This is a genomic window from Hymenobacter nitidus, from assembly GCF_020447315.1.
Taxonomy (GTDB): Bacteria; Bacteroidota; Bacteroidia; order Cytophagales; family Hymenobacteraceae; genus Hymenobacter; species Hymenobacter nitidus.
In genome coordinates this window covers 36,593-51,198 of the sequence record NZ_JAJADQ010000015.1, presented here as the reverse complement: position 1 = coordinate 51,198, position 14,606 = coordinate 36,593, and the positions used below count along the sequence as shown (strand labels likewise).

Sequence of the window (14,606 nt, the reverse complement as noted above, 5' to 3'; positions counted from 1 at the left end):
TTGATGGTAAGCCAGGCCCCGCTGGCACGGAGCAGTGGCTGTTCGAGGCCGGGTAGGTGCGGGGCCCGCGTGCGGGTGGCGTGGTTGAATTCGCGGTATCGGGAACCAGGGCATGATGCCGAAAAACGAGTCGGTAGTCAGCGCCCCGTTACTGCTTGCGGAATATCTTCTTGAAGAGGAGTACCAGTTTCTCGACCACGAACCCAATCAGCAATCCGCCCACCGCACAGGCCGAGGCCTTGGCCAGCCAGGCCACGATTGGGAGATGGGCCAGGGATTGTTGTAGGTTGTCCAGCAGATGACTGGTAAACGGGATGCCGTGGGCGATGATTTCGGCCCCCACCCAGAGCATGGCGGCCGTGCCCACGTAACTCAGGATGCTCAGGAAGCGCGGCATGAACTGCACGATGCCGCGCCCCAGCTTTTGCGCCGCGGGGTGGTACTTGTCCTGGGCCAGGTGCACGCCGAAATCGTCGGCTTTCACAATCAGTCCCACGAAGCCATACACGGCCACGGTGATAAAAATCGCCACCGCCACCATCACCACAATCTGGTTGACGACCGTCTGCCCGGTGACCTGGCTGTAGGCAATGGCCATGATTTCAGCCGACAGGATGATGTCGGTGCGCACGGCCCCCGCCACGCGCTGCTGTTCCAGCTCCTCGGGCGTAATCTGTTCCAGCTGCTCGCTTTCCGCAGCCACCGCGGCAGGTTTGCTGAATAGGGAATGCACCTTCTCGTACCCTTCGAAGCACAGATACGCCCCGCCGAGCATCAGAATGGGCGTAATGGCCCAGGGCGCAAAGTAGCCGAGCAGCAAGGCCGCCGGCGTGAGGATAAACAGTTTGTTGATGAGGGACTTTTTCGCAATCTGAAAAATGATGGCCAGCTCCCGGGAGGGGTCCAGGCCCACGACGTACTTGGGCGTCACCGCCGTGTCGTCGATGACAATGCCGGAAACCTTGCCGGTGGTTTTGGCGACTTGGGCCGGCACATCATCTAAACTGGCCGCGCTGGCTTTTACTAAGGCGGAAACGTCATCTAAGAGCGCAAAAAGACCTGATGCCATGAGTTATGTGTTCGTTACTTGAATCTCGTTTTCAGTGGGCTGTACATTGCTGCTTTGCTCGGCTTGCCAGCAAGCTATAGTTGTTTCGCTAGCGGTACAGACACTTCCCGGGCCGGGTGTAGTAGCTCCAAATCAGTTCGGCGGGCGGCTACCCTGCCCCGGGCCTCCTGCCCGCCGGGGAACTTACGTGGTTTGCGGGTTGGGGGCTGTCTTTGAAGTAGGCACCATTGCATCCAGTCGTGCTTGTTGCCCGCGGGAAGGAAGTATAGAAGTAATCCTCACGTGCTGCTTTGCCACTGTCATACACCAGTTCACGGACGGGAAGCTAATGTAATCTTTACGTGTCATTAACTGCCAAAACGGGGGTTAATGGCACGTAAAGATTACATTAATGGGGATTTGATTCGCTTGCAAATGCCCCGGTTAACGTTATCTTTACGTGTCATTAAGTGGGTAAAAGGCAGTTAATGCCACGTAAACGCATCATTATGGACTGGTACGCTTTGTCAGACGTGGCCGCAGTCAGGGAAATCGGCCGGAACCTGCAGCTTATGCGGCTGAATCAGGATATTTCCCAGCAGGAGCTGTCGGTTCAAACGGGCCTGAGCCGCTTCACCATCAGCCAGGTCGAAAACGGCCGGCCGGCCTCCACGCTCACGCTGGTGCAGCTGTTGCGCGCGTTGGGGCGGCTCGACGTGCTGGAAGTGCTGGAGGAGTCGGCCACCATCAGCCCCTTACAAGCGGCGCGCCTGGCACGCCAGCAGCGGCAGCGGGCCAGCCGCCGGGACGAGGACGCTTTAACAACCGAATTATGAGTGCGCTGATAACGGCCACGGTTTCCATTTGGGGCAAGCCCGTCGGGGCGGTGCTGTGGGACGAGAAACGGCGCCTGGGCGTTTTTGAGTACGAGCCAGCCTTTGTTCGCACGGGACTGGAACTGGCGCCGATTATCATGCCGCTGCCCGTGGGGCGTAAGTCGCGGAATTATGACTTTGCCACGCTTAACCGCGACACCTACCAGGGTCTGCCCGGCCTGCTGGCCGACAGCTTGCCCGACCGGTACGGGCGCCAGCTTATCGACGCCTGGCTGGCCGCCAAGGGGCGGGATGCGGCGTCCTTTACGCCCGTGGAGCATTTGTGCTACCTCGGCCACCGGGGTATGGGCGCGCTAGTGTACGAACCGGCCTCGCAGCCGGCGCTGGAAAAAGGCGCCTCGCTGGAAGTAGGCGAACTCGTCAAGTTTGCCCGGCAGGTGCTGACCAACCGGAAAGGCCTGCACACGTCGCTGGCCACCAACGCCGCCGAGGGCCTCGCGGAAATCATCAGCGTGGGCACTTCCGCCGGCGGCGCCCGGGCCAAGGCCGTGATTGCCTATAACGCCGACACCAAGGAAGTCCGTTCGGGGCAGGTGGACGCTCCCGAGGGCTTCGAGCACTGGCTGCTCAAACTCGACGGGGTGACCAACGCCAGCCTGGGCGACCCGGCCGGCTACGGGCGCATCGAGTACGCCTACCACCTGATGGCCCGGCAGGCGGGCCTGCAGATGACCGATTGCCAGTTGCTGGAAGAGAACGGCCGGGCGCACTTCATGACCCGGCGGTTCGACCGGGTAGATGGCAGCCAGCGGCTGCACATGCAAACGCTCTGCGGATTGGCGCACTTTGACTACAACAAGCCCGGGCTCTATACTTACGAGCAGGCCTTTCAGGTCATGCGCAAGCTCCAGTTGCCGCACCCGGCCGTGGAGGAGCTCTACCGGCGCATGGTGTTCAACGTGGTAGCGCGCAACCAGGACGACCACACCAAGAACATCTCCTTCCTGATGAACCCGGCCGGGGTGTGGAGTCTGGCTCCGGCCTACGACGTAACGTATGCCTACAACCCCGCGGGCGAATGGTCCAGCCACCACCAGATGTCGCTGGCGGGCAAGGTCGATGATTTTACGGAGGAGGATTTCCTGCAGCTGGCTAAGAACGTGCAGGTGAAAAAACCCCAGGAGATAATCCAGCGGGTGGTTGATGCGGTCGCCAGCTGGCCCACGTTTGCGGCCGAGGCGGAAGTGCCGAAAAAGCAGCAACAGGCTATTGCCAAGACCCACCGCTTGCAACTCTTTAACGGCTTTGCTCAGTTAAGCTCTTCGGCATCATAGAAGCTCGGTAGTTATTTTCTGAAGATGCCCGAGCAAGGACCGGGCAGGCACGCATCCCTTCCCGCTAACGGGCTCAGTGGGCTGAGTGCTGTACGCACAAGTCAGCTTTCAAATGCTTCGGAAACGCACTGCGGGGCATTCGTGCGTCATGGCACTGGGCTCAGCAAAAACACTAGGGCCAAAGACCAGCCCACCACCCGGCACTTGTTATGCCATCGTTTTCGCGTGTTGTACAGCAAATGAGGCAAAACTTCCGAAATAGAGAAGGGAGTCTATTTACGTGACAACTCTCAATTACTTAGCTCTCGTAAAAGTCGGGATAACAGGTTTCCTGTTGCCCCAACTTTTTTCTTCGTTACTTACCTTTCAATGGAGAGAGGCCCTCCTGGTGCAAGGTCTTGAGAACAAGTTTTTCACCCCAAACCCTCGTTATTATGTCTATCAAACCCGGACCAAAACCGAACAAGCAAGATGGCACCCCCGACGAAAGAAGGCGGGTTAGGCCGGAAAACGCCCCGAAGCATCCCGATTTGAAGCCTCACGAGCATAAGAAAGGCAAGTAGCAGGGGCACATCGGCAATCCGGTTAAAGCCCAATTATAAGGTTTCGACGCCCACCCTTTTCCGTCCACCATTTAAGAGCCCTGGCACCAATTCCTCAAAGGTTGGTGCCAGGGCTCTTGGCTTTTTGACTTTCGGGATGCCGACGTAATCCGCAAGAGCCGCCGCACGGCCAGCGTGTACTTCACCGACGGGGATACGCTGATGAAGTACCTGAATGAGAAAGACCAAGTGCAGGCGCGGGGCCTGGCCGAGGCGTTGCAGGTTGGCCCCTACCGCCCGGACCCGGACAGCCCCCATATGTATAGCCAGAACGTAGCGCTCTACCAGCGGCAGCGGGAATTGAGGGCCGAGCAGGTACAGGTAGCCCAGCCGGCCGAGTTTGGCGAAGGCCATACCCGTAACAATGTGCATTGGGGTGAGGGCGTCGGCAAGCAGGTCTTTATTGCCATTCCGCGTGACCAGCTGCTGGGCGGTGAGACTCCTTTGCTGAAGCCGAGCGGCATCATGCCGTGCATTGACCGGGAGCACCGCCTGGATTGGGTGAAGCAGGCCGAGCAGCAGCAGCAGCCCGACCAGGGCGTGAAAGAAGCCGTGGCCCGGGTCTTTGAGAGCCGCGTGGAGCACCTGCTGAAAGGCACTCTGGAGCGGCAGCAGCGCGGCCGGGAAATTGCCGAGTTGCTGAAGGTTCGCCGCTCCTTTGCTACGCCGGCCCTCGACCACCCCAGCTTGAAAAAGCTACCCACTCTCCCACTTCCTTCCATTACTTCCCCAGCAGGCAAACAGCGCCACCGAGGCCCCCGTTTCTAGCCCAGTTACGTATCTTGTAGTATGGAAAAGACCCCGTATTTCTCCGAAAACGAGCGAACCGAGCAGCAGCGCCGCGATGTGGTAAAGTTCGCCGTGGGGGTGTCCCTGAGCCAGAACCGGCACCCGTCGGCGCAACTCGTGGCGTTGCAGAACCGCTACATTGCCGGGGTGATTGACCTGGAGCAGTTGTCGGCCGTCCTTGATGCGGAGTACGCCCCCGCACCAGGCCCCGACCCCATGGCTAAGTACACGCCCGGCGAAGGACCCCAGGTTGAACCAGCGCACGAGTACAGCCCGTATTTGCACTTTGAGGAACGCATCGTTAGCCTCTAAGCACTCACCCTATCGAGCCTGGCCCCTTGCCGGGTTTTATGTGCTCTTTCCAGCCATAGGTTTCCAAGTATTTTCCCACCGAAAGCCATTCTACATCCCGATGCCAGACTACCAACCCGGAGATATCTGCAAATTCACTACTCCCGAGCAAGAAGCCCGTCATCCATTCGCAGTGATTGGAAAGCATGATAGCGACAACTATTTGGGATGCATGATTACGCATGGAGACCCCAGGATTTGGGTGGACAACATGCCAATGAGGCCCAGCTATTTTGTCGAGCGGGATGAGAACGGAAACGCTCATGAAGTCTTCTATTCCATAGAAAATGGCATTGGTTCACACTTTCTCAAGGTTGGCTTAGAAAAATGTACCGGCCTCGATGTGTATCGAGCCGGCCGACTAACGGAAGAAGGCCTTAGGGAGCTAACTGAAACCGTCAAAAAGACTGCCCCCGAGCTTTGGGAGGTGTACGTGCTATACTCTAGGGCTCAAAAGGAGCACAACATTCGAGTGGCTAAGAGCAAGGCTAGAAAGCTGAGAGAGAATAGGTAAGCACGCGAAGGGGAAGATGCCCGACAACCTGTGACCGGTTCGCGGAATCCGAAGGCAGGCCTGTATCTACCTCTTCAGTATGTCACCCATGAATCAGACAGTGAAGTAGAATGGCTGGCCACCTTCCAGTTCTATAGAATCAAGGTAGCCTAGCGGGAGCGGACAGGGAGAAGTACTATCTTCCTCTATCTATACCAGCCGAGAAACCAACGGACGGCCAACCGGCCTCCACGCGCCCGCACCGGGGGTAGGCCTTATCATGGAAAGGCAATCTGAGTAAGCTAAAAGCGCCCCGAACGACTGATACTCTTTAACAGCTGGTTCTGCAGCAGCTGGTCCCGATAGGCTCCTTCCACTGCCTGCCGCGCGGGGCCAGGCCGGCCCGCTTCGTGGATGAGGCGGTCGGCCTCCTGCCGCAGTTGCAGGGCTTTCACCATGTTGTCATTGGCCTGTCCCATGGCCCGGAGGCGCTCGGCCTCCGTCATGGAGTACCGTCCGGGGTTCTTCAGCGTGGCCATGAGCTCGACGCTTTGGGCCGTCATCTCGTCGGCAATCTTCTGGTAGTTGAAAGCCGTTTCAACGTTCTTTTTCTTGAGCACCTCCTCGTAAGCATAGGCCGACGCAAAAGCCTCTTCGCGCATGTTTTTATAGTCGCGGTAGGTGAAAGACTGACCCCCATTGCGGCCAATATCCAGCCCGGAGAAGGCCCGGTAAACGATTTCCACGTCCTGCTCCGTGCGGCCCTGCAAGGCCTGCCGGAGCCGGCGGGCCTTGCTCACCTGCGGCATGTAGTCCGCCTGAGCACCGGTGTTCATGGCCATTGCCCGCCCAAACAGCTCCAGCGGGTTGGCAAAGCGCAGGTCTTTCACCGACTGCACCTTGCGCAGGTCGGCCTGAATCTGCTGCTGAAGCATAAGCGTCTGGCCCGTGATGTTCTTGACTTCGCCGGTGATGTCGCGGGTAACGCCCGCAATCTGCCGGGCATCCTTGATGACCTGATAGTTCTTGATGGTCTCGGTCCACTGCTTAAGCTGCTTGGCAAACTGGCCGATGTGAATCCCCATGTGCGGAGGGTCGTTGACGACCATCTGAGCCGAGGCGAAGTAGGAGGTGGTGCCGGCCAGAACGGCTACCATCACGACAAACAATCCCTTTTTCATGGCTTAAGAGCTAAAATGAAGTTTAGTTGTTGGCCGTCGGCGCGCTGGCATCCGTCGCACCCGTGGTGATGAGCACGGGGTAGCCATCGGGCAGACGCACGTCGCGTAGCTTCTGACGGGGTGTCGACGCCCGGCCCACCATCGCGGCCGCCACCCGGCCCCCAACGCCCACTACCGAATTAGCAGCCGAGGCCGAGCGGTCAATAGCCAGGCCGACTTCCTGGGCGCCGATGGTACGGGCATCGTTGAGGGGATTGTCACCGGCCGGCAGGGGCTGGCGCTTCTGCGGGTCTATCATCAACCCAGGCAAGTAATGGTAGTCGTAGATGTCGGCGGCTACGCGGGTGGGGCCCAGCCGGGAGATGCGGATGGCCACGTGATTGGTCTCCACACTGGCCACGCCGGCAAACACCAGGTTTTTAGGAAAGGTCTGCCCGCTGATAACGGCATCTTCGACCAAGCGCAGCAGCACGACGGAACCGGTCCGAATCTTCTGCTCCCCGTTGATAACGGCCTTGTAGAAAATGTCCGGCAGCAGCTGCGCCTGGTTATCGGGAGCATACCGGAAGTTGCCGGCTTTAATGGTGCCGAAAGCATCGTATCCCGAAGCATTGCTTGCCGCGGCACTTGCTGCCCCGCCGGCCCGCAGGGCAGCCCGCCGGTCGAAGTAGCGTCGCCCGGTCATCTGTTCGTAGGAGGCGCGGGAGGCGGCAGGGGCCGCGTCGAGCATGTCCAGCACGTCGTCGTTTTGCTCGTAGGGCACCCCGTCGGGTGCCGTGCGGGGCCGGGCTCCGGTCCGCAAGCGCCGACGCGGGTCTGCACTGGCACTGCTACCCCGGTAACTGGCTTGCACCACCGGTATGCGTACGGCGCGGTAGGCACCGGTCTGCGCATCCACCGCCGTTACTTCCGTGGAATCAGGGGGCGGTAGCGCAGCGCGGTTGGCAGCGGCACGGGCCTGCCGCTCCGCGGCGGCCAAGGCCGTGCGGCGGCGCAGGGCGGCCTGCCCCACCGTATCGACCGCCATACCGCCAGCGAGCTGGTCGGGCGAGGGAACGGTGCCCGGCAGCAGCACCCCGGCCTGCCGTGCGGCCGCCTGCTTTTGCTCCAGCACATCCGTAGGCGCCGGGGCCGCTTCGGGCGTGGCCGGTGCAATCGTGGGCTCCAGATTTTGGGAGGTGGCCGCCACGGGGCTGGCCTGCTGGGCTACTTCCTGGGAAAGGGAGCGGGCGTAGAAAAACAGCGTCACCGCCGTCAGCAGGCCGATACCGACCAGCAGGGGCAACCAGTGCCGGCGGGCCAGCTCCCCCATCGAGGGGCGGGGCGTAGCGGGAGTAGCAGGTGCAGAAGCAGAGCCGGAAGCCGGCTGCGATTCAGTAGTGGAGTTGTCGCCGGCAGGATACACCGGCTGCATGTTGTGCTCGGACATGGGGGAAAGGATTAAATGGCAGCAGCCGTGTTGATGACTTTGCTCGGTACTTTCAGCACCAGCACCCGGGCCCCGAACTTCTCGCGGAGCGTGATTTCGAGGTGGCCCCGGTCGGTGGCCGCGTACAGCGGCACGGCGTAGAGCAGGTAGCCCGTGGCCCGGGCGGGGATGGTCTGGCTTTCGGCCCCGCCGGCAGGCGCCAGGGGCCGCCGGGCCTCGTTCTTTTTCTTGCCCAGAAACTTCTTGCGCGCGTTTTCCACCAGCTCGAAGTCGGTGAAGTCCACGGCGTAGTCAATGGTGGTGGTATTGCGCAGCTTCAGGCGCAGGTAGGTAAAGTCTTTGTCATTGCGCACGTTGGCCAGCGAGAGCACCAGGTCGTTGTCGGCCGTGCGCAGCCCGCTGGTATCGGCGTGCTTGGCGGTAGCCAGCTTGGCCAGGCGGGCCTCGGCCAGCTCCCGCTTTTCGTGGCCCTGGTCCAGGGCGAGCGCGTCGTCGACGCCGGCACCGTTGCGGGCCTTCCCACCAGCACTGACGCCCAGGGCCCCGCCGTCCTGAAAGTCGTAGAGCTGCAGCACCGGCCGGTGGGTGTACATCAGGTGTCCCATCCAATAGCGCGAGCCGTAGCGCACCAGAATGGGCGTGGGCGGCGGGTTGCGGCGCTTGGCCCGCACGAAGACGGCGTTGCTCTCAATCTTAACCAGGTAGTGTGGTGCCTGACCCACGTCGACCAGCGACACCGGCCCCGGAAAGACCAGGTACGTGGTGGAGGAGTCAGAAACGGCTATTTCCAGTTGCATTTTCGGCGCCACGTTCGCCGGATGCGGGGTCTGCACGCCGGCAGAACGTGTAGCAGTCGAAGCGAGGGTCTGCGCTTGTAATGTGACGGGTAACAGCGCCAGCAGCGCACAGGAAGCGAAGGAAAAGGGGAAACGCATAAGAAGTAGATGGAGGTAGCTTACTGAGCAGGTTGAGCCGCGGGGGCGGGCGTCGTCGGGGCTGGTTGCGTGAGGGGCACGCCGGCGGCTTCGGCTTCTTCGCGCAGCTTGCGCTGGCGGGCCTGCTCCTGGTCGCGCAGCTGGTCCTTTTCCTGCTGGGTGACGGGCGGGTTGTAGGCAATGAAGTCGAAGTCGGTGATGAGCAGCCCGAAGGGGTTGGCGTCGGAGCGGTCGGTTTCCACCAGGGCAAACTTGGCCCCCAGCGGCTTGCTCTGGCTTTGCTGGTCGCCGATAAACACCGTCTGCTTGATGTAGGCGCGGCCGGTGATGGGCCGGTGGTTCATGTCCAGGTGGATGCTGTCCACGGTCACGGCCTGGCGGGCGCCGTAGCGGATGTAATTCTGCAGCACCTGCCCGCGCTGGAAGCTCTCGAACAGAAAACGGCCGCCGCGCTCCTCAATCAGGGGCAGGCCCGCGTCAAGGTTGTGCTTGAAAGAGTACTGGTCGTGACCGAACATGGTCAGCAGAAACGTGCGGACCAGGTTGCGGGCCTCGAAAGAGGTGTGCCCCGTGCCGCGGCCCATCTGAGCTGAGAAGGAGCCGGTATCACTGACCACGTACACGCGCTGGCCGGTGGATTCGTAGGCGCGGTAGAGCAGCGCGCCGGAAGCTACCGTCACCACGCCCAGCAAGGCCAGCGCGGAGAGCGCCATCGTGCGCATCGTGATGAAAGTTTTGTTCAGGTCTTGGACTGAGTTCATGGGTAAGTCGAAGAAGTTGGAGGATGAAAGGGGCTTCGCCACTCGGCACTTTTTGCCCCACTGCCCCCTTAGAGGGGCAGGTAGACCATTTTGCGCGGGTCTGGCAGCCCCAATGGGTTTTGGTAGGGATAGAGGATTAGGCTTGGCTGCTGACTAGCGTTTGGGGTTGTTGCATAAGCGTACAGAACACCTCGAACAGTCACTCCCTGACCAGGCTTTACAAGTGTTTGAGCCTGCTGTGATTTCCCGGGAATGGCGGCTCCAGGCTCCAGTAGGGCGAAAGTGCCCAGCGTATCAGGTGCTGCAGGGGTGCGCAAGGCCAGGGCAGCAGGGATTTTCTCTCCCTTGGCATAGCCTGTTGGTCGCCATTCCAGTACTGCCTCGAAAGGCAGGCGGTAGCCAGGGGCTACGGTCGGGTAATCAGCTTTCACATGCCGCCAAAGGACCGGCAGCGCCATAATCCCAGGTTGTGCGGCTCCGGTTTGCTTGACCGATATCAGCTTCAGGTAGCCCTCTTTAGGCAACAGCTGCTCGACTGCGGGACGAAGATTAGCGGGTGACCCAAGAGGTAGTGCTGGTGGGCGCGTTGTGGCAAGATTCCAGGCTGCCTGCCGCGCTTTCGCTTCCGGTGAATTAGCCACTGCTTGGGCTACTTGCTGTAGGGTATCGGCGGCAGCTTCGTTGTCGGTTTTGCAAGCCGTAAGAAACGCCGAGGCGCTCAGCATGCTGAGGAGAAGGTATTTCATTGGAAAGAAGGGTTAGCGCCGACGGCGCGGGGGAGCCCCAGTGTCGGCTTGGGACATGGTGGGTAGGTCTGATGATGCGGATGGCGCTGAAGCGCTGGCCGAGGAGCCACTGGAATTGCTTCCACCCGATTTGTCTGGTCCGAAGCCCATTTTGCGACCTAGCGCGCCGCTTGCCCCACCGCCGTAGGCGCCGGGGAATGCTACGCCACTGACGGCCCCAGCCGCACCGGCCACAGCTCCGCTGAACATGCCCACGAATCCCTGCACCGCCGAGGAGCCAATCAGAAAACTCGTCAGCCAGGGCACCATGCAGTAGAGGATGACAAAGCCAATAGAGTTAACCAGGTAGGTTAAATCATCAGCATAAGCACTTGGGGTCAGGCCCGTGGGCATGAGCGCGTTGCCCGTGCCCGGACGCGTGGCCGCGTAATTAAAGTAGATAGTATCCAGCAGGGAGTAGGTCAGGGACCAGAATTGCACCGCCATGAAGTTTTGTAGCCACTGCTTGCCCAGCTGCGCAAAGGGGGGCAGGGCGGAGAGGCAAATGGCAATCGGGCCACCCACGTACAAAAAGGCGACGATGTACTGGCGAATCATGACCAGTAACTGCCGAATTAGCGCCACGGTACTGGTGGTAAATAATTCGGTAAGCAGGTTCATTAGCGAGAACCGCGTCAGCTTGTCGAAGGTGGAAGAGATGTTGCTTATCTGTTCGTTGACAAAGCCGGCCGTGTTGGTAGCTTGGTCAGGTTGAATAGCAGGGGAGCCAGCTGGATTTGTCAGGCTTCGCAACGACTGGGCAATAAACCCCGGCTCATCCGGCGCCACCAAGCTGGAAAAAGCCCCGATGGCCCCGCCAATCAAATCCATGAAGTCCCGGTAAAAGAATAGGATGAAGTACACGGACAGCGCCTTGAGCAGGGGCGAGAAGTCCATGCGTAGCTGCCCGCCCTGCAGGTAGCCCCGGCCCACGGTGTAGAGCAGCGCCACCGAGAGAAACGGCGGAATCAGGTAGTGCTGGCAGGCCTGCAGCACTTTGCGCAGGGCCCCGTCGGCGGCCGTGATAAAGTCGGTGTCCAGGTCCATCCCGACCAGCAGAAAAAGTGCACCACTCATGCCGACAGCGCCCCCTTGCGCTTCTGCTTTTCTTCCACGAACTGGTCGACGGCAAAGTCCAGTCGCTGCTCCGTGACCGTGGTATAAGTGGGCCGGCCGTCGGCGTCGCGCACCAGGTTGCCCAGCGCGTCGCGCACTTCCACGGGCCGCTGCCGCTGGTAGTGGCGCACGAGCTGGTTGAGGTAGTTGCGCTCGGCCGGCCGCGAGGTGAGCACGGCATCGAGTTGGGGCGAGGCTTCCAGCGCGTACACCTTGGCCTGGGCGCCCTGCTTGATGAAGAACTCCCGAAACGAGTCGGTGGAACGCACGGAGCGAATCAAATCCATCTCGTGGCCCGTGAGGCCCAGCGGCGCCTGCAGGCGGACGAGCGAAGCCTCGTTGGAGTGGCGCAGGATGATTTTGGTGCTGGAGTTGTCAATCAGCGTGTAGCCGATGGGCGAATCGATGATTTCCTGAATGCCCTGGGTGATGATGGTGATGCTGCCATTGGTTTTGCGGATGGTGCGGTACATCGAGACGATGAACTCCTCCAGCACGCCCGAGAGCAGCGCCCAGGCCTCGTCGAGGGCGATGTACTTCACGGCATCGGGGAACTGCCGGAACAGGTCCAGGCTCAGCTCGGTGATGAGCATGGCCACCACGGGATAGAGCGTGGGGTCAGTCTTCACCCGCGCTAGGTCAAAGCAGATAAGCGGGTACTGGCTCAGCTGGGCCTCGCGGGTGGAGTTGAGCACTTTGGCGTAGCGCCCGCCGGTCACGAATTCGCCGAGCACGAGGAAGAACTCGTGCATGTCGATGTACTTCATGTCGGTTTGGTACTGGGCCCGCTGCAGGGCCAGCACTGCCGTGCTTTCGTCGTTGGCTTCACCCTCCTCGGCTGTGGGCGTTTCCGCCTTCATCCACCGGTCAAAGCGCTGCACGTACTTATAAAAGCTTTCCATTCCCGGAAACTCCTCGTCCGACTGGCCCAGCCGCTCGTGCTGGTTTAAGTCGTGGTAGTAGCCGGTCAGAAAGCGCGAGAGGATGGTGCGCTCACTCTTGCTCAGGGCGCGGTCCTTGCCGCCCTTCCAGAGGGCCGCCAGCAGCGCCAGGTGAAAGTTGAGCTTCTCGTCCGAGTAGTGCCAGGGCCCGTTCTCCCCTTCGCGCGGCAGCAGAAAGGGGTTGAACTCAATCGGGTTCTGCGGGTCGTACTCGAAGTAGGTGTTCTCGAAGTCCGGCCCCATCAAACTCTGGAACACGTTGCGGTAGGTGCCGCCAATGTCGATGATAATCTGGCGGGCGCCGCGCTCGTAGCGCTGCACGATGAAGTTGCCGAAGGTGTAGCTCTTGCCCGAGCCGGAGGGCCCAATAACCAGGGCGTTTTGGTTGTCGAGGTCGGTGTTGAACAGGTTTACCTTGACCAGGTTGCGGAACCGGTCGCACAGATACTCCCCCGTGGGCTCCGGCCGGTAGGTGGTCGTCCAGTGGAAGTAGCAGGCGGCCCGGTCAGCCGAGGTGGTCAGCCAGCGGTCCGGCACTTGGTAGGCGTTGCCGGGCGCCAGGCCAAAGAACAGGGGCAGCGTCAGGTAGCTTTCCACCACGGCCTCGGCGCCGAAGATGGCCCGGAAGGCGGCCGTGGTCTTTTCCACGTGCTCGCGCCGGGCCTGGTCGTCCACGTCCCAAAGCAGCACGGACAGGTGCAGGCCCACGACCTGCTTGCTGCCCGAGCGCACTTCGGCCGTGAACTCGTCTATCTCCGCCGCTCGCAGGTGGTTGTCCTGCGTGGCCAGAAAGGAAAGCGAGTTGTTGATTTTCTTGTCGTTGTCGAGGCTCTTGAGCTCCGAGCGCGAGTCCTGAATCAGCATCGCCTGAGTGAGCACGTGCGGGCAGGACAGAAACGCCGTCAGCGGGTAGAGCATGGGCGAGGTGACCCCGTAGCCGTTGCGGACGGCGGGGTGAGCTTCACTCCCCTGCCCCACCAGCGAGACGATGCTCACCCGGTTTTCACCCACGGTGAAGGCGCCCGGCACGTTGCTGATTTCGCGGGTCAGGCCAGCGGGCTGCTGGTCGAACTCCAGGTTGAAGTACTGGGTGAAGACCTGCGGCAGCTGGGTCTGATTTAGCCGGCGGTAGTCCAGCCCCCCCAAGCCGCGCAAGCTCTGCAGCAGCTCGGTGGCGATGCGCTCGGCCGTGTCCAGGGTTTGCACGACCCCGGCAAAGGGGTTTTTGGCCAGCTTCTCGCCGGCGCGGTTCACCAGCGCGCTCAGCGCGTTGGGCCGTACCAGCTTGGTCTCGTCTGAGGGCGCGAAGGAGATGAACAGATACGCCCGGTGGAAGAGCACCAGCCGCTCGGCAAAGTGGGCGTTCATCTTGCCCTCGAAGTAGCCGGCGCGACTTTCGCCGCCGGTACTCTGGTAGGGCCGGTCGTAGTACACGTCGGTTTTCTGCACCACCGTGCCCACGGGCAGAGTGCGCAGGGCGCCGAGCAGGGCCGACTGGAAGTTGGCAAACTCTTCGGCCTGCCAGCTCTCCATTTCGGGGCATTCGAGCACGAAGCCAACGCCCACGCGGCCATCCCGGAAGATGACCTTGTCGTCCTGGTAGGCGTAGGCCGGGTGCAGGTCCGCGAAGTCAGCGGTGCGGTCCGGTGCTTTAGTGGTGGGAATGTTCATGCGGGGTGGGAAAGGCAGCAGAACCGGCCGCTGACAGCCCGGAGCGGGGCCGGCCCAGGGCGATGCGGCGCGGCTGCCGCCGGTGGAAGGATAGCCAGCTGAGCAAAAAACCCGGGGGCCGGTGCTTGGCCAGGTAGCGCAGGCCGTAGAGCAGCACGACGAGCACGACCAGAATCAGCAGGTAGAGAAAGCGGGGCACGGTAACCACCAGGCCCGCGACGCCGATGGCGAGGACAGCGGCCAGAAACAGGCCTACCACCAGCCCCAGGTCCGGCAGGTTCATGCCCAGCACCTGGGCCGGGCGCTCGATGCTTTTGAAGGAACGCATGGGCAG

Annotated in this window: 14 protein-coding genes; 5 read left to right on the top strand and 9 right to left on the bottom strand. The window is 61.2% G+C overall.

What is annotated here, in order from left to right:
* Positions 1 to 148: 148 nt before the first annotated feature.
* Positions 149 to 1,069, bottom strand: a complete 921-nt coding sequence (locus LGH70_RS21920) for a DUF808 domain-containing protein (RefSeq protein ID WP_226190008.1) — start codon at positions 1,067 to 1,069, stop codon at positions 149 to 151.
* Positions 1,070 to 1,536: 467 nt separating this feature from the next.
* Between LGH70_RS21920 and LGH70_RS21915 the strand changes: the two genes are divergently transcribed.
* From LGH70_RS21915 to LGH70_RS21895, 5 genes are all read left to right on the top strand, one after another.
* Positions 1,537 to 1,884, top strand: coding sequence for a helix-turn-helix domain-containing protein (locus LGH70_RS21915; RefSeq protein ID WP_226190006.1), 348 nt, complete (start codon positions 1,537 to 1,539; stop codon positions 1,882 to 1,884).
* Positions 1,881 to 3,218 (top strand): type II toxin-antitoxin system HipA family toxin, encoded by a 1,338-nt coding sequence (locus tag LGH70_RS21910; protein ID WP_226190004.1) that lies wholly within the window; start codon positions 1,881 to 1,883, stop codon positions 3,216 to 3,218. Before LGH70_RS21915 ends, LGH70_RS21910 begins: the two co-directional genes overlap by 4 nt.
* Positions 3,219 to 3,955: 737 nt before the next feature.
* Positions 3,956 to 4,588 (top strand): hypothetical protein, encoded by a 633-nt coding sequence (locus LGH70_RS21905; protein WP_226190002.1) that lies wholly within the window; start codon positions 3,956 to 3,958, stop codon positions 4,586 to 4,588.
* Between the two features lie 21 nt (positions 4,589 to 4,609).
* Entirely contained in the window at positions 4,610 to 4,921 is a 312-nt protein-coding gene (locus tag LGH70_RS21900; RefSeq protein ID WP_226190000.1) for an antitoxin VbhA family protein, read from the top strand.
* 100 nt (positions 4,922 to 5,021) lie between these two features.
* A complete protein-coding gene (locus tag LGH70_RS21895; RefSeq protein WP_226189998.1) occupies positions 5,022 to 5,474 on the top strand; it encodes a hypothetical protein in 453 nt (150 codons plus the stop codon).
* Between the two features lie 281 nt (positions 5,475 to 5,755).
* Here LGH70_RS21895 and LGH70_RS21890 read toward each other — a convergent pair whose 3' ends face one another.
* From LGH70_RS21890 to LGH70_RS21855, 8 genes are all read right to left on the bottom strand, one after another.
* Positions 5,756 to 6,634 (bottom strand): hypothetical protein, encoded by an 879-nt coding sequence (locus tag LGH70_RS21890; protein ID WP_226189997.1) that lies wholly within the window; start codon positions 6,632 to 6,634, stop codon positions 5,756 to 5,758.
* 22 nt (positions 6,635 to 6,656) lie between these two features.
* Positions 6,657 to 8,063 carry a conjugative transposon protein TraM gene (traM, locus tag LGH70_RS21885; protein ID WP_226189996.1) on the bottom strand — a complete coding sequence of 469 codons (1,407 nt, stop codon included), beginning with the start codon at positions 8,061 to 8,063 and terminating at the stop codon, positions 6,657 to 6,659.
* A gap of 11 nt (positions 8,064 to 8,074) precedes the next feature.
* On the bottom strand, positions 8,075 to 8,860 hold the full coding sequence (locus LGH70_RS21880; RefSeq protein WP_226189995.1) for a DUF4138 domain-containing protein: 786 nt from the start codon (positions 8,858 to 8,860) through the stop codon (positions 8,075 to 8,077).
* Positions 8,861 to 9,018: 158 nt separating this feature from the next.
* Complete coding sequence (locus LGH70_RS21875; RefSeq protein WP_226189994.1) at positions 9,019 to 9,759, bottom strand: conjugal transfer protein TraK; 741 nt, start codon at positions 9,757 to 9,759, stop codon at positions 9,019 to 9,021.
* A 68-nt stretch (positions 9,760 to 9,827) separates the two neighbouring features.
* On the bottom strand, positions 9,828 to 10,505 hold the full coding sequence (locus LGH70_RS21870; protein WP_226189993.1) for a hypothetical protein: 678 nt from the start codon (positions 10,503 to 10,505) through the stop codon (positions 9,828 to 9,830).
* 12 nt (positions 10,506 to 10,517) lie between these two features.
* The gene (locus tag LGH70_RS21865) at positions 10,518 to 11,591 is read right to left on the bottom strand and encodes a hypothetical protein (RefSeq protein WP_226189992.1); all 1,074 of its coding nucleotides are present in this window, start codon (positions 11,589 to 11,591) and stop codon (positions 10,518 to 10,520) included.
* A gap of 26 nt (positions 11,592 to 11,617) precedes the next feature.
* The gene (locus LGH70_RS21860; protein ID WP_226189991.1) at positions 11,618 to 14,272 is read right to left on the bottom strand and encodes a VirB4 family type IV secretion system protein; all 2,655 of its coding nucleotides are present in this window, start codon (positions 14,270 to 14,272) and stop codon (positions 11,618 to 11,620) included.
* Entirely contained in the window at positions 14,253 to 14,600 is a 348-nt protein-coding gene (locus tag LGH70_RS21855; RefSeq protein WP_226189990.1) for a hypothetical protein, read from the bottom strand. Before LGH70_RS21855 ends, LGH70_RS21860 begins: the two co-directional genes overlap by 20 nt.
* Between the last annotated feature and the right edge of the window lie 6 nt (positions 14,601 to 14,606).

Bases quoted from the DNA above. Each gene is read 5' to 3' on its own strand.
- LGH70_RS21870 (WP_226189993.1), bottom strand. From the start codon at position 10,505: ATGAAATACCTTCTCCTCAGCATGCTGAGCGCCTCGGCGTTTCTTACG.
- LGH70_RS21855 (WP_226189990.1), bottom strand. From the start codon at position 14,600: ATGCGTTCCTTCAAAAGCATCGAGCGCCCGGCCCAGGTGCTGGGCATG.
- LGH70_RS21900 (WP_226190000.1), top strand. From the start codon at position 4,610: ATGGAAAAGACCCCGTATTTCTCCGAAAACGAGCGAACCGAGCAGCAG.
- LGH70_RS21860 (WP_226189991.1), bottom strand. From the start codon at position 14,272: ATGAACATTCCCACCACTAAAGCACCGGACCGCACCGCTGACTTCGCG.
- LGH70_RS21915 (WP_226190006.1), top strand. From the start codon at position 1,537: ATGCCACGTAAACGCATCATTATGGACTGGTACGCTTTGTCAGACGTG.
- LGH70_RS21920 (WP_226190008.1), bottom strand. From the start codon at position 1,069: ATGGCATCAGGTCTTTTTGCGCTCTTAGATGACGTTTCCGCCTTAGTA.
- LGH70_RS21880 (WP_226189995.1), bottom strand. From the start codon at position 8,860: ATGCAACTGGAAATAGCCGTTTCTGACTCCTCCACCACGTACCTGGTC.
- LGH70_RS21895 (WP_226189998.1), top strand. From the start codon at position 5,022: ATGCCAGACTACCAACCCGGAGATATCTGCAAATTCACTACTCCCGAG.
- LGH70_RS21910 (WP_226190004.1), top strand. From the start codon at position 1,881: ATGAGTGCGCTGATAACGGCCACGGTTTCCATTTGGGGCAAGCCCGTC.
- LGH70_RS21890 (WP_226189997.1), bottom strand. From the start codon at position 6,634: ATGAAAAAGGGATTGTTTGTCGTGATGGTAGCCGTTCTGGCCGGCACC.
- traM (WP_226189996.1), bottom strand. From the start codon at position 8,063: ATGTCCGAGCACAACATGCAGCCGGTGTATCCTGCCGGCGACAACTCC.
- LGH70_RS21865 (WP_226189992.1), bottom strand. From the start codon at position 11,591: ATGGACCTGGACACCGACTTTATCACGGCCGCCGACGGGGCCCTGCGC.
- LGH70_RS21875 (WP_226189994.1), bottom strand. From the start codon at position 9,759: ATGAACTCAGTCCAAGACCTGAACAAAACTTTCATCACGATGCGCACG.